The sequence below is a fragment of the Streptococcus sp. ELY_86 genome (assembly GCF_058314495.1).
This window is the reverse complement of sequence record NZ_JBZFUK010000005.1, coordinates 20,982-44,547: the sequence shown is the minus strand read 5'-3', so window position 1 is coordinate 44,547 and position 23,566 is coordinate 20,982. Positions and strand designations below refer to the sequence as shown.

The window sequence follows — 23,566 nt, the reverse complement described above, 5'->3', positions numbered from 1 at the left end:
CCAGCTTCATCTTGCTTACAGTTCTGCAATCTGATACAATTCCAGTTCGGCCTGTGTTTCTGAACCAAACATGTTAATCATGATTTTAACCTTGTTGTTTTCAATTTCAACAACACGGCCTTCCTGCCCCATAAAGGCACCATCAATGATTTGAACCACATCGCCTTCTTTGATATTGGTATCAATGACATCCACTGTTTGCCCCATAGACAGCAAGATTGAACGAATTTCTTCTTCAAGCAATGGCGTCGGTTTGGAACGGTTCCCGTGCGACCCCACAAAACCGGTGACATTTGGTGTATTACGCACCACAAACCAAGCCTCATCTGTCATAACCATTTCAACCAGAACATAGCCCGGAAAACGGTTTTCTTCGATTTCTTTGGTTTTTCCGTTTTTTTCAACATTGACCGTCTGTGTGGGAATTTCCACGCGCAGGATATTATCCAGCATGTTGTAGGTCTGCGCCCGCTGCAGGAGATTTTCCTTAACCTTATTTTCATAGCCTGAATAGGTCTGCAGAACAAACCAGCCCTTATCAAATGAATCTATCATAATAATTTCCTCCATTATAAAAAAGCCTGTGCGGCTTTTGGAACTTTTACTGTATTATACCATAAAGGGCCTAAAAACGACAGGTTTTTTTGTATTCCCGGCAATAAAAACAAAAGCGCAGCCGCTTGACTGCGCTTTTTCCGCAAAGTAAACAGTCAGATCTTCCAATAGTCGGAAGAAGTCACCCTATCTTCTGCTTAAAATAGTTTCATTTCCTCTGATTAAAAACGATTCAATAAATCTGTTAAACCAAGGTTCAGCAGCTTATCAAACAAAAAGATAACTAAGGCAAAAAATGCCGAGTACTCAAGGATTGAAATAAAATCATGCCAAGACTGCTTGCGTGTCGGCCAAGTAGTATGTTTTAGAACCGAAAAGACGCCTCCGATAAATTTCATCGCTGTTTCTCCTAACGTGTTTCTTTGTGCAGTGTGTATTTCTTACAATATTTACAAAATTTATTAACTTCCAGCCGATTGGGTTTGGGGTTGCTGCTCACTCCGATCGAGTAGTTGCGCGAACCGCATTCCACACAGGCCAGACTTGCTTTTTTCTGTGCCATAATGCCTCCATAGCCTTTTTATTTTAACATGGTTCTATTATTCTTGCAAGTTTACTCAAAATAATCGACTACCTTATCCCAAAGGTTTTTAGCCTTATCTGTCAGATTGGCATCATCCACTTGCTTCTTGATTGAATCTGTAGCATTTTGCGCTTTCTCCCGGATGCTGTCAATAATGTCCTGTGAATCTGTATTTGTTTGGTCAGAAGCATCATCCGGATCGTAAGTTGACTGAATACCGTCTTGGAAATAGGCGTTTTTAACCTTAAATTCCGTTCCTTTCGTATAAGGCAAAATATAACTTGCCTGCGTGCTAAAGATATTCGATGCCGTTCCTGAACTGGAATCACTCAGGTAGTGCTTTTCGTCAGTTTCGTTGAAGCCCAGCCACTGGCTGATAACAACATCAGGTGTATAGCCGATGACCCATTGATCACTGGCAAGGTTGGCATCAAAATTAGTTTCAGTTGTCCCTGTTTTACCGGCTAAGGTATAGCCATAAACATTGGCATTAACCCCGGTACCGTTTGAAAAGGTTCCAAGCATCATACTGGTCATCTTATCGGCGACAGATTTACTGATAACACGCTTGTCGTTCGGTGTAAATTTCTTCAGAATTTCCCCGCTGGCCGTTTCAATGCGAGTAATCAGATGGGCTGTCGGCATAACGCCGCCATTGGCAAAAGCCGAATACGCCTGAGCCATCTCAAGCGGATTGGTCGTAACACTGCCGCCCAAGGCAACGCCTAATTCTCTTTTGGCATCATCCATATTTAAACCAAACTTCTTACCGTAAGAGAAGGCTTTATTAATGCCTAATTTATCAAGCGTATAGACCGCAGGGATATTATAAGAATTAGCCAGAGCCTGATACATGGGAACATCTTCTGTTTCAATATTGCCGTAGTTATTCGGCTTATAGCCGTCAAAATCCCTGGCTCTGTTTGGCAGGAGCTTATCCATAGACCAGCCTGAAGCAATGGCCGGAGCATAAACCGTCAAAGGCTTAATCGTTGAACCCGGACTTCTGCTGGATTGTGTGGCATAGTTATAGCTTCTAAAGGTCACATCCTTGGTACTGTTAACCCGGCCGACCATGCCTCTGACGCCGCCGGTTTTAGGATCAAGAGCCACACTGGCAGCCTGAGCGCTGCTGTTATCATAGGGCGAAACAGGAAAGAGACTGTCCTCATCAAAAGTCTGCTGCATACCGGTCTGGTAGTTCTGATCTAGTTCCGTATAAATTTTGTAGCCGTTATTGACAATATCTTTTTCACTGATGCCGTAAACAGAGCTGGCTTCACTGATAACAGCATCAAAATAAGACGGGTACTCATAGTAATCTGTTTTAGCTACATAGGTATCGCTCAAGCGATTGCCCATACCGACACTTTGCGCTTCGCTAGCCTGATTTTGAGAAATTTTTCCGGCAGCTACCATATTTTGTAAAACGGTGTCGCGCCGGTTGGTCGCATTTTCAACCGAATAAAGCGGGTTATAGATGCCGGGTCCCTTAAGCATTCCTGCCAGAGTTGCCGCCTCATCCAGCGTCAGCTGAGCAGCGGTTGTCCCAAAATACTTCTGGCTGGCATCTTCAACCCCCCAGACGCCGTTGCCGAAATAAGCATTGTTGAGATACATGGTCAGGATTTCTTTTTTACTGTATTTTTTAGTCAGTTCCAAAGCCAGGAAAAATTCCCGTGCTTTTCTTTTGACCGTTTGTTCCTGAGTCAAAAAGGCATTTTTAGCCAGCTGCTGAGTAATGGTGGATCCGCCTCCGGAATACCCTAAAGTGAGCACCGCCAGAAACATCCGCTTGTAATTAATACCGCTGTTCTCATAAAAACTTCTGTCCTCGGTTGCAATCACCGCATTTTCTAAATCGTCAGAAATAGCATCCAGTTCAACATACGTTCCTTTTTGGCCATAAAGCGAGCCGGCCTGCTTTTCATTTTTGTCATAGATGACCGTCGTTGCTTTTAAGGCCTGCTGCAAGTTAGAAACATTGGTCGTTTTAGCCAAGTAAAAGAGGTAAGAGCCCGTCAAAAGAACAAAGGTTCCCAGCGCAATCAGCAAAATTTTTCCGACGTGATAACGCCGCCAGTATCTGCGCACCAAGCCGTTTTTAGCCAGACCGATCTTAGCTAAAAAGGCATTGACTTTCCCCGTGTCCGCTTTTTGGCCGTAGCTGCGGTGATAGCCGCTGTCAGCGTCTTCCTGCTCTTCCTTTAGAGCTGCAGCTTTCTCCTCTTTGCGGCGTTCTTGTTCAGCCTGATATTGTTTAGGAAAAAATTTCTTTTTTAACAATTCTAATATACTCATGCACCTATTATATCAATTTTGGCGAAAATGATATAATAAAATTATGACTTTTACCGTAAAAATTACCAATCCCTATCCCAAGGGGACTGTGAAAGAACTTTTAGAAGAACGTTTGCTGATTCCAAGGAAAATCAGACATTTTCTAAGAACCAAGAAGCATGTTTTTATCAATGGCGAAATGATCAATTGGCAAAGCCCTGTTAACACAGGAGACCTGATTGAGTTAATCTTTGATGACAGCGACTATCCGACTAAAACGATTCCCATGGGAAACAAAGATTTAATAGACTGTCTTTACGAAGATGAGCACCTGATTATCGTCAATAAGCCTGAGGGGATGAAAGTACACGGCAATGAACCTAAAGAAATAGCTCTGTTAAACCATGTGTCCAGCTACACAGGACAGACCTGCTATGTGGTCCACAGGCTGGATATGGAGACCAGCGGAGCTGTCCTGTTTGCTAAGAATCCGTTTATCCTGCCCATCGTCAACCGCCTGCTGGAAAACAAACACATTCAGCGTGAGTACTTAGCTCTAACGTCCGGGCAATTCCCCGAAAAAAGCCTTGTTTTTAAAGAACGAATCGGGCGCGACCGCCATGACCGGCGTAAGCGGGTAGTTGACCAAAAACACGGTCAAGCAGCCATCACTCAGGTTTCGCTTGTAAAACACTGTGCTAATCATACCAGCCTGATCAAATGCCGGCTTCAAACAGGCCGTACCCACCAAATTCGCGTCCATCTGGCCTATCACGGCTATCCGCTCATAGGAGATCCTTTGTACAGTCATCAAACGGCAAACAGGCTCATGCTGCACGCTCACCAATTAAGTTTTACACATCCTCTAACGCTCAAGAAAATTAAAGTCCAAGCACGATCAGACAGTTTTGAAAAAGAGCTTCCAAAACTAAATTCTCTCTAAAATTTCATCATAGAATAATATCACTTTTCATTTTTGTAAAATGATATAGAAACGATCAAAGCCTAACCTGATACTTTCCGATGTAGCAAAAGAGGCAGAAATATTGAGTTTCTGCCTCTCGGAGATTTTGAGACCTAGGCTCAAAATCTAGGTATGGAATTCCGAAGGAAGTCGCTACCGTCCGTGCTACCTAAGGAAAGTATCATAACAAAATATTACTTTTTGAGAAATTAGACTTTTTCTACTTTTGACTGGGCATAGAAATCAAACCGGCCGGGCTTTTCAAATACAGCTAAATTCAAAAGCGTCCAGTTTCTATTTTTTGGTTAAACTGATGCCTGTTTTAGGAGCACCGCTGGTGTCATCACTTTCCCAATAAACCGTTGTAATACTTGTGCCGTTGATTTTGACACCATAGGTATAGTGATCATTGGCACCGATATCATCTAAAACCGTAAAGGCTGCTTTATCGCCGGATTGATAGTAATAGCGATAAGTACCGTCTGAAGTTTCATCAGTTTTTTCAACCTTGGCCGTTTTGGTTGTATCTTCTTTCTTATCATCCTTATAGTCAGTCTTTTTCGTCACAGTTCCGTCTTCCGAGAAGGTCATCGTCACTGTCTTATCATCTTCCTTAGTCTCCCAAGTTCCAATCAGTTCCTCCGGCAGCGGTGTCGGACTTTTCACCTGATTATCTTCACCGACCATTGTCGGGCCGCTGATTGATTTAATGACGCTATAGCCTTTTGCTGTTCTTTTGACCTTGATCTGACCGGTAAAGCTTTGAAGCAGGTGACCTGAGGTTTTCTTTTCTGGATCCGTTGCTTCATCATAGTAATAGTCATAGGTAGCTGCATAAGACAGATTATAAGTTTTGACACCTGTTTGGTGCAGGTCACTCAGCGTCGCAGAAGTAATAGCAAAACTGGATGGTTTCCGGCTGTCTGTCAGCATTTTTTGCTTAATGCTGTCTTTTAAAGCACTGTAAAATTGATTTTCTGCACCTTTTTCAAAAACAGTATTTAAATCCACAGGATCCTGACCGCTGGTAGCGTAGGCCGAAAATTTCTCAAAAGCAGACTTGAGCAAATTCTGAGCAGTCGCATCATCCAGCTGATCCGCAACATCCAGCTGAACGGTGCTGCCGTCAGCAATATCAAGGAGCGACTGCTTCTTGGATTTTATTTCCCCGTCTGAAAAGGTCTTTTTAACATAGACAGGCTTGGTTCCCATGACAGGATAGTCACTGACTGCATATTCTCCATTGGAAAGTGAGGAGACCTTCTTTTTGCCGAAATAGAGGTCACCGTTTGCCAGATTGCTTTTGACCGTGAAATTCTTAAAGGCCAAAGTCATATCAACTGTCTTATGCTTGCCATCATAGTCTTTGCTGAATTCAACTTCTTTGCCATTATGCAGACCATTAAGGGTAAAGCGGTAATCCCCAACCGGTAAATGGCTAAGCGTCAGATGGTACTGATCAGAATTGCTGGTTGCAACTTTTTTATCATTCAAAAGGACATCCAAGTCTGATACATTTGTCTTCAGCTTTAATTTTAGCGGCTTCATTGCCAGCCGATAGTCTGGAAAAAAGAAGAAACGGCGCCCGATACGTTTGAGATAGACCGTATCAGAACTGTCAGCCGTCAATAATTTTCTGCGCAGGCTGCGTTGGGAAGCTTTCGTTTTTAAAGGTAAAAATTTGGTATACTGTGCTTCATCATTAGTAATCAGCTCATTGGTGTCATCCCAGACCATGTATTCCTTGATATTTTCAAAAGTTTTGCCCGAAGCGCTCCGAGCCCTGATATAACGATCCAGCGTAGCTGTTTTAGAATAATGAAGACTTCCCCATAAACCGAAGATGACTAAAAGAACCCCAATAATCACGAGAGTGGTACGTATGGGCTTTTTTTGGAGCAGCCTTTTGACTGCCTTCTGGATTTTTTCAAAAAGCGGCCCCAGCAGATTCGTTGCCTTTTGCAAGAATTGCTGCCATTCTTTCTTCAATTTTTCCATCTTTTACTCCTCACAAATACTGACTGACCAATTGATTTTTACCATCTGAGCTTCTTTTTTTCAGCACTGGAAAGAAATGCAGATAAACCTATTGAGTCTGCAAACAGATATCAAGACAGCGCTGTTCTTTTCATCTGTTCTCGCATTATACTTTTTTTCTTTTTTTAAATTATAACAAAATGATAACAAAACAATCAAAATCAACTGTTTTTTAAAGCAAATATCTTAACTGTCTCTTATGGAAGGCTCACTTACAAACGGCCGGACAGGTATTTGCTCCGGCTTCCCCCTTTCGCAGTAAAAGAGCTTGGGCTGTTTTAATCTCATAAATTAACGATCTTACAAGGCAGTCAAATCCTCTCTCGATCAATATCAATAAAACAAACAAAGCCGCAAAATCAATAAGATTCTGCAGCTCAATTTTTTATTTCATTTTAAATTACATCATACCGCCCATCATGCCCGGATCCATGGCTGGAGCAGAAGCAGGAGCTTCCGGTGCCGGATGATCAGCAACAACTGCTTCTGTGGTCAAAATGAGACTTGCCACTGAAGCGGCATTTTGCAGAGCTGAACGCGTCACTTTAACCGGATCAATGATACCTTCTTTGATCATATCAACCCACTCGCCGTTAGCGGCATTAAAGCCTGTTCCTACAGGGCTGTTCTTCAATTTGTCAATAACAACTGAACCTTCGTAGCCGGCATTTTTAGCGATTTGACGTACCGGTTCTTCCAAGGCACGCAGGACAATGTTGCGGCCTGTTGCAGCATCGTCTTCCAAATCAAGGGCAGCAACTTTTTCAATCACATTGATCAGGGCTGTACCGCCTCCCGAAACAATGCCTTCTTCAACCGCAGCGCGTGTCGCATTCAGAGCGTCTTCAATACGAAGTTTCATCTCTTTTAATTCTGTTTCAGTAGCTGCGCCGACTTTAATGACAGCAACACCGCCTGATAATTTAGCTAAACGTTCTTGCAGTTTTTCACGGTCAAAATCTGACGTTGTTGTTTCAATTTGCGATTTAATCAGCGCAACACGGTTTTCAATCGCTTCTTTGCTGCCTGAACCTTCAACGATAACTGTTGAATCCTTATCAACTGTTATGCGGGCTGCTTGACCGAGAGCATCCATTGTAGCATTTTTAAGCTCGAGGCCGAGATCTTCAGTGATGACCGTACCGCCTGTCAGAATAGCAATATCTTCCAGCATAGCCTTACGGCGGTCACCGAATCCCGGAGCCTTAACGGCTACAACGTTGAAAGTACCGCGAATCTTATTCAGAACTAAGGTTGGAAGGGCTTCACCATCCACATCGTCAGCAATAATCAAAAGCGGACGGTTGGTTTTAAGCACTTCTTCAAGCAATGGCAGGATATCTTGAATATTTGAGATTTTCTTATCAGTAATTAAAATATAAGGATTTTCAAGATCGGCAACCATTTTTTCATTATCAGTTACCATGTATTGAGACAGGTAGCCGCGGTCAAACTGCATACCTTCAACAACTTCAAGTTCTGTTTCCATACCGCGTGACTCTTCGATGGTGATAACACCGTCATTGCCAACTTTTTCCATGGCTTCAGAGATATATTCCCCAACTTTTTCAGAGCGTGATGATACAGCTGCAACCTGAGCAATAGCGTCCTTGCCGGAAACAGGCTGAGCAATGGCTTGTAAACCTTCAACTGCTGTTGCAACCGCAGTTTCGATTCCCCGGCGGATACCGATTGGGTTGGCACCGGCAGTGACATTTTTGAGACCTTCGCGAACAATCGCCTGTGTCAAAACAGTTGCCGTTGTCGTACCGTCACCGGCAATATCATTGGTTTTTGAGGCAACTTCTGAAACCAGCTTAGCTCCCATATTTTCAAAATGATCTTCTAATTCGATTTCCTTAGCGATAGTTACCCCATCGTTGGTAATCAAAGGGGAGCCAAATGACTTTTCAAGAACCACATTGCGCCCTTTAGGGCCTAAGGTCACTTTAACGGTATCTGCCAAAGTATCCACACCGCGCACCATTGCAGAACGGGCATCTGCTGAAAATTTAATATCTTTTGCCATAATCTAATCCTCTTTATCTAAATCTAATAGTCTGTCTTTCTCATAAGACGCTTTTACTGTCAAAACGTTAAAAACGCCATCATCAAGCATCTAAGTATATGTTACAGTCTTTCTGATTAGTCCTGAATGACAGCTAAAACATCTGCTTCACGAATAATCAGATAGTCTTTGTCACCATCTTTAACGGGCGTTCCAACATGATTTTCAAGCAGAACAATATCGCCCTGAGCTATGCTTGGAGCAACCAAGTCACCGCTCAATGTACGAATCCCTTCCCCAACTGCTGCTACCGTTGCTTTTTGCGTTTTATCTTGGCCAGCACCGGCAAGGACAAAACCGCCGACTGTTTTTTCTTCTTCTTTCATTACTTGTACGACCACTCGGTCTCCTAAGGGTTTTAACATAACATACCTCCATAGAATTTTTAGCACTCTATTTCATCGAGTGCTAATTACAATTATTATTTTATCACTTGGTCAGAAATAGTCAAGAAAAAAACTCTACCTTTCGGTAAAGTTTTTTTAGCTTATTTAGACTCAGAAAGTTTCAGCTTTTCCTCAAAATCATCAACAACCTTCTGAACATTGATCCGACCCTTATAGATACCATAACCAAAAACCAACATGGCTAAGATGCCCAAAACTGTCAGCACAATGCCAATAATAAGCCCGATCAGATTAGCTGAAAAGGAATAAATCAAAACGACTCCGATACTGGCAATGATAAACATAAGCGTAAACCAACGTCCCAGATTTTCAATCATGTGCTTTTGGTAAGCTATTTCTTTTTCATAGCCTTTGATAAATTCTTCTTTTGTCAGCATAATCTCTCCTTTTTAACTTAGTATTTCAATCCTGGATCGAAGAATCCTGTCAAGACACCAACAAGAGCAAGGACAACTAACAGCAGCATTACTTTGATTGGTGACATATTCTTCTTGGCCATCAGCCACCAGCAAAATACAGTGACTAAAGCTGTCAGCAATCCCGGATAAACGCCGTCCAGCTGATCTTGGAGCACCAAGAAAGCTTTGCCGGAAGAATTTTTCAATTCAAAGGCTGTCTTAATAGGCACCCAAGTTGCTGCTACCGCACCGACGACCATACCGCCGACGATAGCTACGGCTTTACGGATAGCTTGCCCTTGAGGGCCAACCAGCACTTCAACCGCCTTATCACCCAGTTCATAACCTTTGAAGTAGGCAAAACGCATACCGAAGTAAGCCAAAAGGTTCCAGACAACGATATAAAAGATTGCACCGACCGGTGAACCGCCCGTTGACAAACCAAGAGCAATCCCCAAAATAATCGGAATCAAAGTACCGACAACCAGAGAATCTCCGATACCGGCAACCGGTCCCATCAGACCGGCACGCAGACCGTTGATCGTTTCATCATCAACACCATCAGCACCGTTGGCACGCGCTTCTTCGAGACCTGCAGTAACACCGACAATCAGGGAACCCAATTGCGGTTCAGTGTTAAAGAAGGCTGTATAGGTTTGCATGGAGCGAGCCTTGTCGTCTTCATTGTCATAAAGTTCTTCTACGATTGGCAGCATAGAAGTCAAGTAACCGAACGTCTGCATATGTTCTTGTGAGAAGCAGGTCAGGTTACCATAGTACCAATGATGGAAGGACTTAGTTAGGGTTTTCTTTGAAATTTTCTTTTGAGCCATCTTAGATATCCTCCTCATCGTCATCAAAGTCTAAGCCATCTGCACCAGCCACAGCTGTAGCCTTAGCATTTTTAGCCATTTCCAATTCATAGAACAATACCGCAAAAATCAGGGAAATGACTGCACATGATACCAGGTTTAATCCCAGTGAAGCTGCCAAAGTAAATCCAACAAAGAATGGGACAAAGTCAACAGCTTTTTCAACAATTTGTTTCAAAAGGATGGCAATCCCTACACATGGAAGAAGAGAACCAACAGTAAAGAGGGTCTTCATTGGAATACCATCCAATGGCAGTGCTTCTTTCAAAGCGGTAACTGCACTTGCTCCTAATTTACACATAATCAGAGTAGGGATGAATGAGAAGATGATATGGGAAACCCAAGGAAGTCCCCAGTCCACTGTGTAGAGGCGTTTAAACTGACGCTGTTCAACCGCTTTCCAACCAATGTGCTGCCAAACCAGGTTCATAGTAGCTGTACCGTAGAAAAGCACGGTACCGATAGTTCCTACCAGAGTACCCATTGATTTTGCAAGGTTAGCTGCATCAGCTGAATCAGCTGAGAGCCCTTGTGAGTGAATAGCAACCATTGCCAAAGGAATACCGATATAAGATACGGCACGGACATCGGCTGATACCGTACCACCAGGTGTTACCAGAGCAATGTAAACCAACTGCATGGCAACCCCGCAAACGATACCTGTCTTAACATCTCCAAGAACCAGGCCGCAGACCAAACCGCCGACTAAGGGACGGCCCAAAGTGTAGTTACCAATGGTCGTACCGCCCAGGCCGGGCATTGAAGACAAACAGGCAAACAGACCAAGAATGGCTGCTTGTAACCAAGAAATTGTCATAATATTTCTCCTTTATTTAAGATACAAAGGGCGTGAAGAAAGCGAGAAGAAAATAGGAGCCTCGCGCCATGCGCTTTTGCGCATTAGGCAGGCTATCTTTTTCTCGACGCTTTTAGCCCGTGTTCGATTATCAAGATACGGCAGAGGATTGTTATCTAAGTGCTCCTCACTTGATAACAAACGCCAATCACCATAATGAATTGACTGCCATAGTTTACGACACGAAGTCACATCAGTAGTATCGACTGATTTGACGAAGTTAGTAAGGCCGATAGGCAGAGCGCCATAGCGGCTGCCGTAGTTTATTAGGTGCTTTAGTACCTAATAAACTTTCTGCCTTAATAACCAAATTTAGATTTGAAATCTGACCAATAACCGATTGAAACATCCGGCAAAAGCTGGAATTTTACTTTGTATCCGGCTTTTTCGATAGCTTCAATAGCATCTGCTTCTTCCTGAGTAATTGACTGGTTGTTGCCGAGTTTAACAGCTCCCGGACGGTCGTTGGCAGGACCGACGATAATTTCTTTAATATCTCCCGGAACAAAGCCTTGATCAACCAAAATTTCTTTCATGTCGATAGGGTTTTTAGTAATCAGGAAGTAGCGGCTGTCTGACTCTGCTACTTTTTGCGATTTTTGAGCAAAGGCTTCCTTGGTCCAAACAAAGGTTTTCTTGTCTGAAGCACCCTTATAGGCTTGGATCAGCACCTTATTTTTAGCTGCAGCATCATTAACAGCAATAAGTCCGTCACAAGGGTATTCTTTTGCCCAGCGTGTTACCGTTTGACCGTGAATCATACGGTCATCAATTCTTACAAACGATACAGTCATTTTCTTCTCCTTTTTTAGATATCATCGTCATCATCATCTTCTTCATCAGAAGTGACCTTGAATTCCTGCAAAGCACTTGTCGCTTCACCTAAAACAGTTGTTACAAAATCCTGACCTTCAAGAACATCTTTCATAACCACTGCATTGACTGCCATTGGCAGATTCATGCCGCCTAAAATAACAGCATCATCCAGCTTGCCTAATTCCGCCAAAACGCTGCAGGCTGTCGTTAAAGGACTGCCGCCAACAATATCAGCCAAAACGACAACTGAATCTTCTTCTTTGAGCTCTGAAAGAGCCTCTTTGAAGGATTGAGCAAAATCATCTACAGATTTGCCGTTTTCCAAACCGACAGCTATCACTTGGTCAACCTTATCCTCAGCAAACATGGCTAAAGAGGTTTTCAAGCCCTGCGCAAAGCCGCCGTGACTCACAAGTATTAGGTATTTCATGACTACCCCCTACCTTCTTTTAATTTCATTCTTATTTTATAATTTTTGAAAACGCTTTTGCAGTGTCATTTGTCATCTTTAACCACCTGACAAATGTCATATAGAAAATGACATTTGTCAGATTTTGCCCATGTTTAAAAATAATAAGAACTGCCCGAGCGCCAAAATACAATTAATTTAGCGTAAAAGAATTATAATAGCAGCAAAAAACGAACAGCTGATCCTCGCAAAATTTGCTGTCGGCTGTTCGTTAGGCTGGCTGCTATGCTGCAAACGGTTTTTCACTTCAGTTCATCTTCAATATCTTTTTGGATATCTGATAAATCGCTTTCAACGGTATCTTCCTCCAAAGACTTGGTGATAAGATAGCCCGCTTTTTCATAAATGGTATTGTAGGACTTAAACCTGGGGGTTGTTGTCGCTTTTTTCAGCATACTGTCAAGTGTGCTTACTGTCAGAGCCTTGGCACCAAAGCTGTCATTTTGCAGAAGATTTTTGCTTTCCTGACTGTTCATTACCGATTTTAAAACAGAGGCTCCTTGTGAGTCTTCAAACAGCTCCTGCTGGGTTTTCTTATCGGCACATAAAAGCTTCAGAAATTCCCAGGCCAGTTTAGAATGGGACGTTTTAGCAGACATGGCATACAAAGATGTGCCGGATTGGGTCCTTGCCGTAGAAGATTGCCGAGAAGGCATTTCAACGCAGCTCCAAGAAAAGGACGAATATTTTGATACATGATAAGGATAAGGCTTGTAAGTCCGATACTGAGCCAAGGTCATGGGAAAAAAGGCTACCCTGCCTTCGTCGAAATCTTTCAGTGTTACACGGTAATTGCCGTTTAGATTCTTTAACTTGGTAACTAGGGACAGGGCTGAGCGAACTTTTTTCGTGTTGAAATACGCTTCTGTTCCTGTACTGTTAAACAGTTTGATATTATAAGCCGCCAAAGCCTCCTCCCAGCCGTAGCCAAAACTGCCGTACTGGTCAATCACGCCGTCGCCGTCAGTATCCCTGGTGACTTTTTTACAAATATTATAAAAATCTGCTACTGTCCAATTTGAAGCAGGCAGTTTGATCCCTTCTTTTTTTAATAAATCAATATTGATGCACATCATAACCGGATTGCTTTCAAAAGGAAGTGCAAACTGATTTTTGCCAAAGTGGCCGGCATTATAAGCTGAAGGATAAAACTGAGAGGTTTTCAGTTCTTTTTTAATGCGGCTGTCTAAATTTGCCAGAGCCCCTGTAGAGGCCAAAAGATTAAAGTCGTTCTCAGGAACCATGAAAACATCCGGCTGCTTTCCCTCAACAATCTTTCCGGACAGCCAGGAAGAGTAATCTTCTTTTAAAATCCCGCTTTCATAGCGAACTTCGACATCAGGATGCTTTTTTTCAAAACGGCTGATTGCTTTATCTAAAAACTGGTATTCTTTACCGCTGGGAACATCCCAGCTGCTGCCGGCATAGACTCCTAAGCGCAAAATTTTCTTTTGCCTTGATTGAACGGCAAAAAAGCTCAGCACTGCTGTTAAAAGCACTAAACCGCCAATCACAAAAAATCTGTAACGCCGAATCCATTGTTTAATCATTATCATCTCCGAAATACCTGGTGGTAACACCTGTCTGCACTGCCCAAATGGCTAACTGCGTCCGATCACGCAGATTTAGCTTAGACAGAATGGTCGACAGATAATTGCGAATGGTTCCTTCCGACAGAAACAGCTTGGCCGCAATTTCTTTATTGGAAAGACCAAAACCAATTTGCTGGATAATTTTCCACTCCGCCTTGGAGATATTGTCAACGCTGCTTTCCTGAACCTGAATAGCCGAGTTTGACTGAGCCATCTGGGAAAACAGTTTGACAACTTTCGTTGCGACATCCGGATTAATCATAGCATTGCCCTTATTGACTGTAACAATGGCCTGATGCAGATCTTCCATCGAAATTCCCTTTAAAATATAGCCTGAAGCGCCGTACTGGAGGGCTTTAAAAATGAAATCATCATCGTCAAAAGTTGTCAGAATAATGATTTTTACATGAGGATAATTTTCTTTGACTTCCTTCGTGCACAGTACCCCGTCCATCTTTGGCATGCGGATATCCATCAGGATAATGTCAGGCTGCGTTTTTTTCAGGCTTTCTAAAACCTCAAAACCATCATCAACGGCACCGACAACTTCAATATCCTTATAAGATGACAGCACAATTTTCAGCGATTCTCGAATAAGTTCCTGATCGTCAGCAATAAGTACTTTAATCACTTTTCTTCTCCTTTTTTCTTGGGAATAATGACAGTGGTTTGAAAACCATCCTTACTTTCAAAGCTGGCGCGTCCGCCAATAATAGCCAGACGTTCTTGCATTTGTGTCAGTCCATACCCTGGCTTGATTTCCTTGCAGCCTACACCGTCGTCCTTGATTTTAATAATGTAGGAATCGGTATTCAGCATTTCAATCCTGACGTGGCGCGCATGCCCGTGACGCAAAGAATTGGTGATTGTTTCTTGGATAAGGCGGAAAATAATATCTTCTTTCGTGATGTCTAAATCCACATTATCCCAATTATAATCGAGACTGACCTGTAATTTGGACAAATTCTCATAATCAGCAATCATCTTCAAAAGGGCTTCCCTCAAACTTCCCTTTTCAAGCGCACCGGGTCTCATCTTTTCCAAGGACCGTCTGACATCCTGAATCCCCTCTCTGACAACATCAGAAACATTTTTCAGCTGGCTTTTGGCATGACTGGGATTCAGATCCACCAAAACGGTAACCGCATCAATTCCTGCCGAGATCCCTGTCAGAGCATGCCCCAGCGTATCATGAATTTCCCTAGCAATGCGCTTACGCTCTTTGTCCTCAGCAATTTTTTCAGCCAGCGAGACATAGTCATTTAATTCTGTATTAGCACGCGCAGCCATGCGCAGCTCTTCTTCAATCTTGTGGTTCTCAGCAATGGAATACATAATATAGGTTACCAGTGACACGATAAAAACAATGATATTCAAAGAGTAAAGAAAATTTTTAATAAAGAGAACGATCAAGCGGCTGGTACTGGGGAAAAAGCTGATGTAAACATCCAGCGAAGGAAGCTTCATAACCAGAGACAACAGGTCAAAATTCGATATCAGCAGCATGCCGAATCCCAGAAAAATAAAGAGCAGCCAATACTTTTGTTCCTTGACATTGTAAAAATTCGCATAGCTGTAAAAAACATCTGCAAAAACCAAAAGAAAGAGACCGTTGTAAGAAAACTGCAGGGAAATAAAGGTAAAGATAATCAGCATAACTTCCGCAGCAATCAGCCAGTCATTGATTTCTTCTTTTTTATTAAGGATGCTTTCACGATAAAACATGACTGCCAAAAACATGGCAAAAAAGAACATGGTCGAAAAAAAGATACTGTCAGGTGCTGTCGGAACAACATCCAAATGATCCAAAAGGACGTGGCTTAAGTTTTTAGCAACGATATATTTACTGGCAAAGAGATAAACAAAAGCATAGTAAACAACCGCAAGTAAATTGATAAAAATTAACGCCTGCTTGGCATATTGACTGTATTTTAAGTATTTATAGCTATTCATTACTGCCACCCTGTCAGATCAGCTTCTCCGATATTTTTTTTTGTCAGCAGCTGAACCGGAACAATAATCTCTTGGGGATAAGCCTGATTCTTTGACAGTTTGGTGCTTGCTTTGATAACTTCCTGCCCCATGGTATAAGGCGACTGAGCCACCGTCGCTTGCATTTCCGGTGCCGTAGCAAGCAAACTCTTCATGTCAGGAGAACCATCAATACCGTAAATCTGTATGTCATCCAACTGCTCCCCCTTGATAGCAGCTAAAGCTCCAATAGCTGCTCGGTCATTAAGCGCCATCACCGTATCAAAGTCAAGTCCGTCCTGAATCAGCTTTTTAACCTTAGGCATGGCAATCTCAGTCTGTCCCAAGCTGTCAAGCCGTGATACAATTCGGTAAGCGCTGTGCGTTTTGATAGTATCAAGGAAACCCTGAATTCTGCTCGTTGCAGACAGAGCATCTCTGTGCTCTAAAAGTAAAATATCCGCCTTCTTTTTCGTTTTCATCAGCTGCTCAGCACATAAGACCCCAGCTTTATAGTTATCTGAGACAATCGTCGTATTAACGGCTGAGCTGTCTTTAAACTGGCTGTCCACCGCTATAACTTTAATCCCCTCTTTTTTAGCCTTTTTAAGGCTGGCAATCAGCTGACTGCTGTTGCCGTCGACCGGATTAATGATGATGACATCAACTTTTTCCCTGATAAAAAAACGAACCTGCTCAACCTGCTTTTTAATACTGAGAGCCGGATCACGCGTGTAGAGCTGATCGTGGTGCTCATTAACACTCTTTTCAACTTCAGCATTCAGATACTTATAAAAATCATTATTCATAGTCATATAGGTAGCACCGATTTTTGTTTGCTGAGGAAAAACAGGTGCTTCTTTATAATGGAAAAATAAGACACAAACCACTGCTGTTACTAAAAGACAAGCCAAAAGTCTGGTGAGCTGCTTGTATTTCATATCTTCCCCCTGTCTTTAAAATCATCACAAAAATAATCTTATTCAGCAGATTAAAGCAAAAATTTTTTTGCAAAAAATCATTCTTTAACCATTTATACCGTCTTGTCTATTACTTTAGTTTAACACTTTACCTTAGCCATGGCAAACCCATCAGATGCCGTAAAAACAAGCTGCTTTTGACACCGGCCAAAACGCTCTGATCAGCTACCTTTCTTAGACCGACTGCTAGTATCTAAACCATGATTATTCCTTCAGTCAGTGGTTATGTTTATCTCTTTTTTCCTAAGAATTCAAAAGAAAGTAAAAATGATAAACCAAAAAAGCTCGCTCAGGATAAAAATCCTAAGAGAGCCGCAAATACATGATATTATCGCAAATCAGGCCATTTGTAAGTAAGCAGGGCAGTTCTGATAAAACCTCGAAAATAAGGCGTTTTCCCTATCGCCTGCCAGCAGCTGTATTGATTCATCTTTCCAGCAAGATTCATACCTTTAAAACGGCAGCTCCTCTTCTTCAAGAACCAAATCGGCCAAGTCATTTTCAGCATTGTTTTCACGCATGGCCCGCTGAGCCCGGCTTTCAAGCAGCTGAAAAGAATGTCCCAAGACCTCAGTCACAAAATGAGTGACGCCGTCTTTTTCATACCTTCGAGTACGCAATTCGCCATCAAGTGACAGCAGGCTTCCCTTGCTGCTGTATGAGGCCAAGGTTTCAGCCGATTTTCCCCAAAAAACAGCCTGAATAAAATCCGCCTGCCTCTCACCATCCTGCCCTTTAAAACGACGGTTGACGGCCAAAGTTACGCGCGCAACGGTCTTGTCATTGGACGTTTTGACCGCTTCTGGTGTTGCTGTTAGACGGCCGATCAAGATAACTTTATTGTACATCATTTTTCCTCCTGCTTTCTTATTCGAAAAAAGTCAGAAAAAACGACAGTAGGTACAAAAATAATATACAGTCACTGACATTGGCACCCAGCACAGCTGCTTTTAGGATAAAATCTCTTATTTATATCCGGCAGCAGTCAGGTGATGTTTTAATTTCTTAAATTCCATAACTCGTTGATGTCTGTCAGAACAATCAGTCACTCTAGATAAAAATAAGGAGTAAAGCACTTGTCAGCTAAACTCCTGAAACAATAATATCCGCGTTATCATCTGCTTTTTGTGTCTTACATTATCCTTGCCAATGTTTCTTAGCATCGAAAGCTTCCCCTACTGCCGCATTTGCGGCAAGCTCAATAATGCCGCGTTTTTGCGGGGCATTTGGCAAAGCAAGTTCCCGCGGAGAACACATCATGCCAAAACTCTTTTCACCTCTTAAACTTCCCGGAAAAATCAGACTGCCGTTTGGCATCATAGCTCCCGGCAAAGCCACAATCGTTTTTAAACCAAGAGCTGCGTTGGGAGCTCCGGCAACGATTTGAACAATTTTATCAGCTGCTATCTTGACTTGACAAATATTGAGATGGTCACTGTCCGGATGAGGAACCATTTCAACAATCTCGCCGACCACGAATTTAGGATCGGAATCATTTTCCAGACTTTCCCGAAAACCTTCTTTAGCCAATTCCGCATTTAAAACACTTACCTGTTCGTCTGTCAGCGCCAGCTGACCAACCCCTTCAAGAGCAATCAGGTCAGACACTTCAAAAATATTCCAGGCAACCGTTTCATTGCTTTCCTGCAAGAAGATACGGGCAATGTTCCCTTTCCGTTCAAAGGACAGTTTGCCGCCCTTGCTGTCTTTGACAATAACCATTAAAACGTCACCGACATACTGCTTATTATAAGTAAAAATCATTTCTATTCCTTTCAATTATTTCAATTTTTACATGAATTTTAAAGCTGGTCCCTAAGATTTATGAACCTTCAGTTCTGCCAAAAAAGCATTGACTTGAGCTTTTGTTTTGCGCTGTTTATTAACAAAACGGCCGATTTCTGTCCCATTTTCTGCCACGATAAAGCTTGGGATGCCAAAAACATTCCATCTTTGAGCCAGCTCTATAAAAGCATCACGATCTACACGCACAAAGGTAAAGTCGGAATTTTCCGCTTCAATCTCCGGCATAAGCGGATAGATGAACTGACAGTCCGGGCACCAGTCCGCAGCGAAAAAGAAAACAACTCTTTCCTTTTGTTCCAGATAGGCTGCTAATTCCTCATAAGACTGCGGAGCAATCATCTTTTTTCCTCCTTATAGTCAATAGTGCTGTTTTGATGCGTAAATTGATAGACAGTATCATCTTTCATGACCACACCGCCGCAGAGCTTTTTCTTATCTGATTCAAATTCGTTGATATAAAGGACAGCAATCTCACCAAATTGGCTGAAAAACTGCCGAATCTCCTTTTTAATCCTGTCGCGTTTGCGATCTGCCAAACGCCTTTGAGCAATCAGGCCGGCAAGAATAGCACCGCTTATTCCCGCAAGACCGGCAGACACCAGTGTGATTTTTTTATTTTTCATAACCTTTATTTTATCATAAAACATGCTAAAATATAAAGTATAGGATTAAACAGGGATTTAAGAAATGCAACTGGCAGCTTAGTTTAATACATTATCCCTTTGTAGTTATGAGAGGTTAAAATGACGGATTTATTCGATAAGATCAAAACAGTCACCGAATTAGACGGTATTGCCGGCTATGAAAGCAATATTCGTGATTTTCTGCGGTCTAAAATCACACCTTTGACAGACGAAGTCCAGACAGATGGCTTGGGCGGTATTTTCGGCATCAAACACAGTTCTGCTGAAAATGCTCCTCGTGTTATGGTCGCAGCCCACATGGATGAAGTCGGTTTTATGGTTAGCCAGATCAAAGAAGACGGAACTCTGCGTGCTTTAGCTATCGGCGGCTGGAATCCTTTGGTGATCAGCTCTCAGCGTTTTACCCTTTATACGCGTAACAATCAAATGATTCCTCTGATTTCCGGATCTGTCCCGCCGCATTTTCTGCGTCACAGCAATGGCTCTCCTTCACTGCCAAACGTTGAAGACATTGTCTTTGATGCAGGCTTTGCTGATAAGGCAGAAGCTGAACGCTACGGTATCTCCCCGGGCGATATTATCGTTCCGCAAACAGAAGCTATTTTGACAGCTAATCAGCAAAATGTCATTTCTAAAGCTTGGGATAACCGCTACGGCCTTCTTATGGTTACAGAATTATTAGAAAACCTTAAAAATCAGCAGATGAACAGTACCCTCATTGCCGGCGCCAACGTTCAGGAAGAGGTAGGCCTGCGCGGTGCCCATGTTTCAACTACTAAATTTGACCCGGAAATCTTCTTTGCAGTTGACTGCTCGCCTGCCGGCGATGTTTACGGCGATCAAGGAAAAATCGGAGAAGGTACCCTGATTCGCTTCTACGATCCGGGACACCTGATGCTTAAAAATATGCGGGACTTCCTGCTGACAACAGCTGAAGAAGCTGGCATTAAGTACCAATATTATGCTGCTAAAGGCGGAACAGATGCCGGTGCAGCTCATCTTCAAAACAGCGGGATTCCTTCAACAACCATCGGTGTTTGTGCCCGCTATATTCACTCGCATCAAACACTTTACTCCTTGGATGATTTCCTGCAGGCGCAGCATTTCCTTCAAGCCATTATAAAAAAACTCGACCGCTCAACTGTTAATCTTATAAAAAACTATTAGAAAGGATGAGACGGGCAAATGCTTCATGCTCTATGTTTGCTAAATCAGCTTCATTAGCATCTTGCATCTCCTAAGTCTTCTGCTTCCCTATGATTATTGGATTTATCGGCGTTGGCAAAATGGCCAGCGCCATCATTACCGGACTGAAAAAAACAGCATTCAAAGTGATTATCGCTGACAGCACTCTTGAAAAAAGCAAGGCCAAGGCTGACGCGCTGGAAGTTGATTTTGCAGCTTCTCAGCAAGAGATTATTGATAAAGCCGACCTTGTTGTTTTGGGAGTTAAACCGCAGGTCCTGCCGGATGTTCTAGCAGGCCTGACTGTTAATAAACCTGTTCTTTCAATGGCCGCCGGAACAAGCTTGAGCCGTCTGGCCCAACTGACCCAAGCTGACCTTCCTATCATCCGCATTATGCCTAATCTCAATGCACAGCTGCTTAAAAGCAGCACTGCTATTTGCCGCAATGATAAGGTTTCTGACCAGCTCTTTGAAACAGCCAAGCAAATGACCGACTCATTTGGCACAACCTTTGAAATTGCTGAAAAAGACTTTGATGCTTTCACTGCTCTGGCAGGCTCCAGCCCCGCTTATATTGCACTCTTTATTGAAGCTCTGGCTAAAGCCGGCTTGAAATACGGTTTTCCCAAAGATTTGGCCCTTGATATTGTCAGCCAGACCGTTCTGGCTACCAGCCAGAACCTTCTCTTGAGCGGTGTCAGCCCCAACGATTTTATTGATAAAGTTTCAAGTCCGGGCGGTACAACTATTGCAGGACTCTTAGACTTGGAAAAGACAGGATTCACTGCCAGTGCCATCTCGGCTATTGATACAACTATCGAAAAAGCTAAAAACATGTAAAAGAAAAATGCTTGTAAAGACTTACCATTTGGCTTTGCAAGCATTTATTTTTTAATGATATTTGAAAATCTCCAGACAAGTTGTTTCCCGCAGCAAATAAAAACTAAAAGTTATTTGTTCATCAGATTAGTCACAAGTATGGCAACAAAGCCCATAGCATTGTTGAGACCATGTATCCAAATACTGTATTCCAGATGCTTAAATTTATAGCAAACAATGGCTAAAACAATTCCCATACCAACATATAAGACAAAACTGCCAATGTCACTGGGCCCGTGAAGCAGACCGAAAAGCAAGGCACCAACAGCAAAGCCGAAACCTTCAAATCGTTTTGAGAATAATTTAGGAATAAGACCTCTAAAAATAATTTCTTCCGTCAAGGGAGCTATCACAACAATAAACAGGAACATAATCAAAAGCGAGGAGTTTTCAAACAGCTGATCAATGGTTGCCTGATTGTTCGTCGTGGTTTTGCCTTCCAGGGTTAAAATAATACCGCCAATGAGTTTAACAATGAATAATGCGATAAATCCCAGCGAAACAACCCCAAAAGTTTTCCAACTCAGCCACTGCTTAACACCAGAGTCAATCAACCCTTTTCTCCTAGCCAGCACATAAAAACCAACGATTATAAGGATTTGCATAGCAATAATCGTTAAGGTTTGCCACACATTAAGAGTTGAACTCTCCTTTTTCCAAATTATCATGACTAAATCAGGCAGCTGACTCACAACAAATAGACTAGCGATAGCGACTGCAGCCGCGCCTTTTTTTAAAATTCCTTTCATATCTCTCCTTTAACTAATCTGTGCTTTTCACAGTCTTACAGCAAAAGGCCAAGTTCCATACTTTTTACCAAGTAACATTAAGAACTGGCTGTTCAAATCAGCGCCGCAGATAATTTTTAGCATAACTGGGCTTTCCTAACAAAAAAGTTGATAGGTAATATCTATCAGCTTTTTCGGTCTTATCATAAAATGTGATAACTTATTTAACTTTCAGACGCTCAACATCACGCGCAATGACAAGCTCTTCGTCGGTTGGAATAACCAGTACTTTAACCTTGGCATCATCTGATGATACCACACCGTAGGCTGGATGAGCGTTATTTTTTTCTGCAACAATATCCGCACCAATCCAAGAAAAATGCTTGATAATTTCATCACGAATATGAGCATCATTTTCACCAATACCTGCTGTAAAGACAATAGCATCGACACCATTCATTACCGCTGCATAGGCACCAATATGTTTCACAATACGGTCAACAAACATGGCATAAGCCAAGGATGCATCTTTATCGCCATTTTTCGTTGCTGTCTCAATCTCACGCATATCATTAGATAATTCTGAAATGCCAAGCAGACCGGACTCATGGTTGAAAATACGGCGGATATCTTCCGGTGTTTTGAAATCATCTGTATTATCCATCAGATAAGGAATAATGGCAGGATCAAGATCTCCCGTACGTGTTCCCATCATAACACCGCCCAGCGGAGTGAATCCCATGGAGGTATCTACTGATTTGCCGCCATCAACTGCTGTGAGAGAAACACCATTCCCCATATGAGCCGTAATAAGTTTGAGCTCTTCAATAGGCTTCCCTAAAACTTTAGCTGCTTCATGAGCGACATAATAATGGCTGGTACCGTGCGCACCGTATTTACGAACTTTATTTTCTGTGAAGTATTTATTCGGCAGCGGATAGCGATAAGCAACCTCCGGCATGGTTGTGTGGAAAGCCGTGTCAAAAACGACAACACTGGTAATGTCTGGCAGAATTTCTTTAAATGCCCGTATTCCCGCAGCATTGGCTTTGTTATGCAGGGGAGCCAGAAGGGCCAGTTCCTCAACTTTTTCAATAACCTCTTCACTGTCTACCAGAACAGATTCATTAAAATAAGTACCGCCTGCAACCACACGATGCCCCACACCTGTAATTTCATCATAAGATTTGATAATTCCTAAGTGAATTAAATCATCCAAAAGAATTTTTACAGCAGCTGTATGGTCTTTAATCGCCAAAGTTTCAGAAACATTTTGACCATCAAATTTTACTGTCGAAATCGCATCATCTTTACCAATACGTTCAATTAAACCCTTAGCTAATACCTGTTCTTCAGGCATTTGATAAAGCTGCCATTTCAGGCTTGAAGACCCTGCATTAATAGAAATTGTTTTTGACATAATATACCCCTTCATGAAATCGTTTACGATTATATAAGATTATTATAGCAAATT

The 23,566-nt window shown here is 42.4% G+C and carries 25 protein-coding genes; 3 read left to right on the top strand and 22 right to left on the bottom strand.

Translation table 11 applies throughout. The features are described from left to right. Positions 1-15: 15 nt before the first annotated feature. The 4 genes from nusG to pbp2a all read right to left on the bottom strand — a co-directional run bounded on the left by nusG (position 16) and on the right by pbp2a (position 3,439). Complete coding sequence (gene nusG, locus AC4HAN_RS07700; RefSeq protein WP_491091996.1) at positions 16-555, bottom strand: transcription termination/antitermination protein NusG; 540 nt, start codon at positions 553-555, stop codon at positions 16-18. Between the two features lie 221 nt (positions 556-776). Next, a complete protein-coding gene (gene secE, locus AC4HAN_RS07695) occupies positions 777-953 on the bottom strand; it encodes a preprotein translocase subunit SecE (RefSeq protein WP_491091995.1) in 177 nt (58 codons plus the stop codon). 11 nt (positions 954-964) lie between these two features. Further along, on the bottom strand, positions 965-1,117 hold the full coding sequence (gene rpmG / locus AC4HAN_RS07690; RefSeq protein WP_486388101.1) for a 50S ribosomal protein L33: 153 nt from the start codon (positions 1,115-1,117) through the stop codon (positions 965-967). Positions 1,118-1,168: 51 nt separating this feature from the next. Further along, positions 1,169-3,439, bottom strand: coding sequence for a penicillin-binding protein PBP2A (pbp2a, locus tag AC4HAN_RS07685; protein ID WP_491091994.1), 2,271 nt, complete (start codon positions 3,437-3,439; stop codon positions 1,169-1,171). A 43-nt stretch (positions 3,440-3,482) separates the two neighbouring features. On the opposite strand from pbp2a, the gene AC4HAN_RS07680 reads away from it, so the two are divergent. Beyond that, entirely contained in the window at positions 3,483-4,361 is an 879-nt protein-coding gene (locus AC4HAN_RS07680; protein WP_491091993.1) for an RluA family pseudouridine synthase, read from the top strand. 315 nt (positions 4,362-4,676) lie between these two features. Here the strand turns inward: AC4HAN_RS07680 and AC4HAN_RS07675 are convergent, their stop codons facing one another. From AC4HAN_RS07675 to AC4HAN_RS07600, 16 genes are all read right to left on the bottom strand, one after another. After that, entirely contained in the window at positions 4,677-6,380 is a 1,704-nt protein-coding gene (locus AC4HAN_RS07675; protein WP_491091992.1) for a zinc ribbon domain-containing protein, read from the bottom strand. Between the two features lie 439 nt (positions 6,381-6,819). Continuing rightward, the gene (groL, locus tag AC4HAN_RS07670; protein WP_491091991.1) at positions 6,820-8,448 is read right to left on the bottom strand and encodes a chaperonin GroEL; all 1,629 of its coding nucleotides are present in this window, start codon (positions 8,446-8,448) and stop codon (positions 6,820-6,822) included. A gap of 116 nt (positions 8,449-8,564) precedes the next feature. Further along, positions 8,565-8,852 carry a co-chaperone GroES gene (groES, locus tag AC4HAN_RS07665; protein ID WP_491091990.1) on the bottom strand — a complete coding sequence of 96 codons (288 nt, stop codon included), beginning with the start codon at positions 8,850-8,852 and terminating at the stop codon, positions 8,565-8,567. Positions 8,853-8,974: 122 nt separating this feature from the next. Further along, positions 8,975-9,271, bottom strand: a complete 297-nt coding sequence (locus AC4HAN_RS07660) for a DUF202 domain-containing protein (RefSeq protein WP_491091989.1) — start codon at positions 9,269-9,271, stop codon at positions 8,975-8,977. Positions 9,272-9,288: 17 nt separating this feature from the next. Continuing rightward, complete coding sequence (locus AC4HAN_RS07655) at positions 9,289-10,125, bottom strand: PTS system mannose/fructose/sorbose family transporter subunit IID (protein WP_491091988.1); 837 nt, start codon at positions 10,123-10,125, stop codon at positions 9,289-9,291. Between the two features lies 1 nt (position 10,126). After that, positions 10,127-10,981, bottom strand: coding sequence for a PTS mannose/fructose/sorbose/N-acetylgalactosamine transporter subunit IIC (locus AC4HAN_RS07650; protein ID WP_491091987.1), 855 nt, complete (start codon positions 10,979-10,981; stop codon positions 10,127-10,129). A gap of 338 nt (positions 10,982-11,319) precedes the next feature. Next, positions 11,320-11,814 carry a PTS sugar transporter subunit IIB gene (locus tag AC4HAN_RS07645; protein WP_027975295.1) on the bottom strand — a complete coding sequence of 165 codons (495 nt, stop codon included), beginning with the start codon at positions 11,812-11,814 and terminating at the stop codon, positions 11,320-11,322. 14 nt (positions 11,815-11,828) lie between these two features. Then, a complete protein-coding gene (locus AC4HAN_RS07640; RefSeq protein ID WP_491091986.1) occupies positions 11,829-12,266 on the bottom strand; it encodes a PTS sugar transporter subunit IIA in 438 nt (145 codons plus the stop codon). A gap of 281 nt (positions 12,267-12,547) precedes the next feature. Next, the gene (locus tag AC4HAN_RS07635; protein ID WP_491091985.1) at positions 12,548-13,855 is read right to left on the bottom strand and encodes an ABC transporter substrate-binding protein; all 1,308 of its coding nucleotides are present in this window, start codon (positions 13,853-13,855) and stop codon (positions 12,548-12,550) included. Continuing rightward, positions 13,848-14,528 carry a response regulator gene (locus AC4HAN_RS07630; RefSeq protein ID WP_491091984.1) on the bottom strand — a complete coding sequence of 227 codons (681 nt, stop codon included), beginning with the start codon at positions 14,526-14,528 and terminating at the stop codon, positions 13,848-13,850. The genes AC4HAN_RS07635 and AC4HAN_RS07630 overlap by 8 nt, the downstream gene beginning before the upstream one ends. Continuing rightward, the gene (locus tag AC4HAN_RS07625; RefSeq protein ID WP_491091982.1) at positions 14,525-15,850 is read right to left on the bottom strand and encodes an ATP-binding protein; all 1,326 of its coding nucleotides are present in this window, start codon (positions 15,848-15,850) and stop codon (positions 14,525-14,527) included. The genes AC4HAN_RS07630 and AC4HAN_RS07625 overlap by 4 nt, the downstream gene beginning before the upstream one ends. Beyond that, positions 15,850-16,809, bottom strand: a complete 960-nt coding sequence (locus tag AC4HAN_RS07620; RefSeq protein WP_491091981.1) for a sugar ABC transporter substrate-binding protein — start codon at positions 16,807-16,809, stop codon at positions 15,850-15,852. The genes AC4HAN_RS07625 and AC4HAN_RS07620 overlap by 1 nt, the downstream gene beginning before the upstream one ends. A 491-nt stretch (positions 16,810-17,300) precedes the next feature. Next, positions 17,301-17,696 carry a single-stranded DNA-binding protein gene (locus AC4HAN_RS07615; RefSeq protein WP_491092088.1) on the bottom strand — a complete coding sequence of 132 codons (396 nt, stop codon included), beginning with the start codon at positions 17,694-17,696 and terminating at the stop codon, positions 17,301-17,303. Between the two features lie 289 nt (positions 17,697-17,985). Then, positions 17,986-18,612: a YtpR family tRNA-binding protein gene (gene ytpR / locus AC4HAN_RS07610; protein WP_491091980.1), complete on the bottom strand. Its 627-nt coding sequence runs from the start codon at positions 18,610-18,612 to the stop codon at positions 17,986-17,988. A 51-nt stretch (positions 18,613-18,663) separates the two neighbouring features. Beyond that, a complete protein-coding gene (locus AC4HAN_RS07605; RefSeq protein ID WP_491091979.1) occupies positions 18,664-18,993 on the bottom strand; it encodes a thioredoxin family protein in 330 nt (109 codons plus the stop codon). Then, complete coding sequence (locus AC4HAN_RS07600; RefSeq protein ID WP_491091978.1) at positions 18,990-19,277, bottom strand: DUF4651 domain-containing protein; 288 nt, start codon at positions 19,275-19,277, stop codon at positions 18,990-18,992. Before AC4HAN_RS07600 ends, AC4HAN_RS07605 begins: the two co-directional genes overlap by 4 nt. 120 nt (positions 19,278-19,397) lie before the next feature. Here AC4HAN_RS07600 and pepA point away from each other — a divergent pair, with 120 nt between their 5' ends. Beyond that, positions 19,398-20,465, top strand: a complete 1,068-nt coding sequence (pepA, locus tag AC4HAN_RS07595) for a glutamyl aminopeptidase (RefSeq protein WP_491091977.1) — start codon at positions 19,398-19,400, stop codon at positions 20,463-20,465. Between the two features lie 89 nt (positions 20,466-20,554). Further along, positions 20,555-21,325: a pyrroline-5-carboxylate reductase gene (gene proC / locus AC4HAN_RS07590; RefSeq protein WP_491091976.1), complete on the top strand. Its 771-nt coding sequence runs from the start codon at positions 20,555-20,557 to the stop codon at positions 21,323-21,325. Between the two features lie 110 nt (positions 21,326-21,435). Here proC and AC4HAN_RS07585 read toward each other — a convergent pair whose 3' ends face one another. Then, positions 21,436-22,113 (bottom strand): CPBP family intramembrane glutamic endopeptidase, encoded by a 678-nt coding sequence (locus AC4HAN_RS07585; protein ID WP_491091974.1) that lies wholly within the window; start codon positions 22,111-22,113, stop codon positions 21,436-21,438. A gap of 199 nt (positions 22,114-22,312) precedes the next feature. After that, positions 22,313-23,512 carry an acetate kinase gene (locus tag AC4HAN_RS07580; RefSeq protein WP_491091973.1) on the bottom strand — a complete coding sequence of 400 codons (1,200 nt, stop codon included), beginning with the start codon at positions 23,510-23,512 and terminating at the stop codon, positions 22,313-22,315. Positions 23,513-23,566: the final 54 nt, after the last annotated feature.

Bases quoted from the DNA above. Each gene is read 5' to 3' on its own strand.
- AC4HAN_RS07660 (WP_491091989.1), bottom strand. From the start codon at position 9,271: ATGCTGACAAAAGAAGAATTTATCAAAGGCTATGAAAAAGAAATAGCT.
- AC4HAN_RS07645 (WP_027975295.1), bottom strand. From the start codon at position 11,814: ATGACTGTATCGTTTGTAAGAATTGATGACCGTATGATTCACGGTCAA.
- AC4HAN_RS07615 (WP_491092088.1), bottom strand. From the start codon at position 17,696: ATGTACAATAAAGTTATCTTGATCGGCCGTCTAACAGCAACACCAGAA.
- AC4HAN_RS07680 (WP_491091993.1), top strand. From the start codon at position 3,483: ATGACTTTTACCGTAAAAATTACCAATCCCTATCCCAAGGGGACTGTG.
- proC (WP_491091976.1), top strand. From the start codon at position 20,555: ATGATTATTGGATTTATCGGCGTTGGCAAAATGGCCAGCGCCATCATT.
- groL (WP_491091991.1), bottom strand. From the start codon at position 8,448: ATGGCAAAAGATATTAAATTTTCAGCAGATGCCCGTTCTGCAATGGTG.
- secE (WP_491091995.1), bottom strand. From the start codon at position 953: ATGAAATTTATCGGAGGCGTCTTTTCGGTTCTAAAACATACTACTTGG.
- AC4HAN_RS07635 (WP_491091985.1), bottom strand. From the start codon at position 13,855: ATGATTAAACAATGGATTCGGCGTTACAGATTTTTTGTGATTGGCGGT.
- AC4HAN_RS07585 (WP_491091974.1), bottom strand. From the start codon at position 22,113: ATGAAAGGAATTTTAAAAAAAGGCGCGGCTGCAGTCGCTATCGCTAGT.
- pepA (WP_491091977.1), top strand. From the start codon at position 19,398: ATGACGGATTTATTCGATAAGATCAAAACAGTCACCGAATTAGACGGT.
- AC4HAN_RS07620 (WP_491091981.1), bottom strand. From the start codon at position 16,809: ATGAAATACAAGCAGCTCACCAGACTTTTGGCTTGTCTTTTAGTAACA.
- groES (WP_491091990.1), bottom strand. From the start codon at position 8,852: ATGTTAAAACCCTTAGGAGACCGAGTGGTCGTACAAGTAATGAAAGAA.
- AC4HAN_RS07675 (WP_491091992.1), bottom strand. From the start codon at position 6,380: ATGGAAAAATTGAAGAAAGAATGGCAGCAATTCTTGCAAAAGGCAACG.
- AC4HAN_RS07580 (WP_491091973.1), bottom strand. From the start codon at position 23,512: ATGTCAAAAACAATTTCTATTAATGCAGGGTCTTCAAGCCTGAAATGG.
- AC4HAN_RS07605 (WP_491091979.1), bottom strand. From the start codon at position 18,993: ATGATTGCTCCGCAGTCTTATGAGGAATTAGCAGCCTATCTGGAACAA.
- AC4HAN_RS07655 (WP_491091988.1), bottom strand. From the start codon at position 10,125: ATGGCTCAAAAGAAAATTTCAAAGAAAACCCTAACTAAGTCCTTCCAT.
- AC4HAN_RS07640 (WP_491091986.1), bottom strand. From the start codon at position 12,266: ATGAAATACCTAATACTTGTGAGTCACGGCGGCTTTGCGCAGGGCTTG.
- AC4HAN_RS07650 (WP_491091987.1), bottom strand. From the start codon at position 10,981: ATGACAATTTCTTGGTTACAAGCAGCCATTCTTGGTCTGTTTGCCTGT.
- pbp2a (WP_491091994.1), bottom strand. From the start codon at position 3,439: ATGAGTATATTAGAATTGTTAAAAAAGAAATTTTTTCCTAAACAATAT.
- nusG (WP_491091996.1), bottom strand. From the start codon at position 555: ATGATAGATTCATTTGATAAGGGCTGGTTTGTTCTGCAGACCTATTCA.
- ytpR (WP_491091980.1), bottom strand. From the start codon at position 18,612: ATGATTTTTACTTATAATAAGCAGTATGTCGGTGACGTTTTAATGGTT.
- rpmG (WP_486388101.1), bottom strand. From the start codon at position 1,117: ATGGCACAGAAAAAAGCAAGTCTGGCCTGTGTGGAATGCGGTTCGCGC.
- AC4HAN_RS07625 (WP_491091982.1), bottom strand. From the start codon at position 15,850: ATGAATAGCTATAAATACTTAAAATACAGTCAATATGCCAAGCAGGCG.
- AC4HAN_RS07600 (WP_491091978.1), bottom strand. From the start codon at position 19,277: ATGAAAAATAAAAAAATCACACTGGTGTCTGCCGGTCTTGCGGGAATA.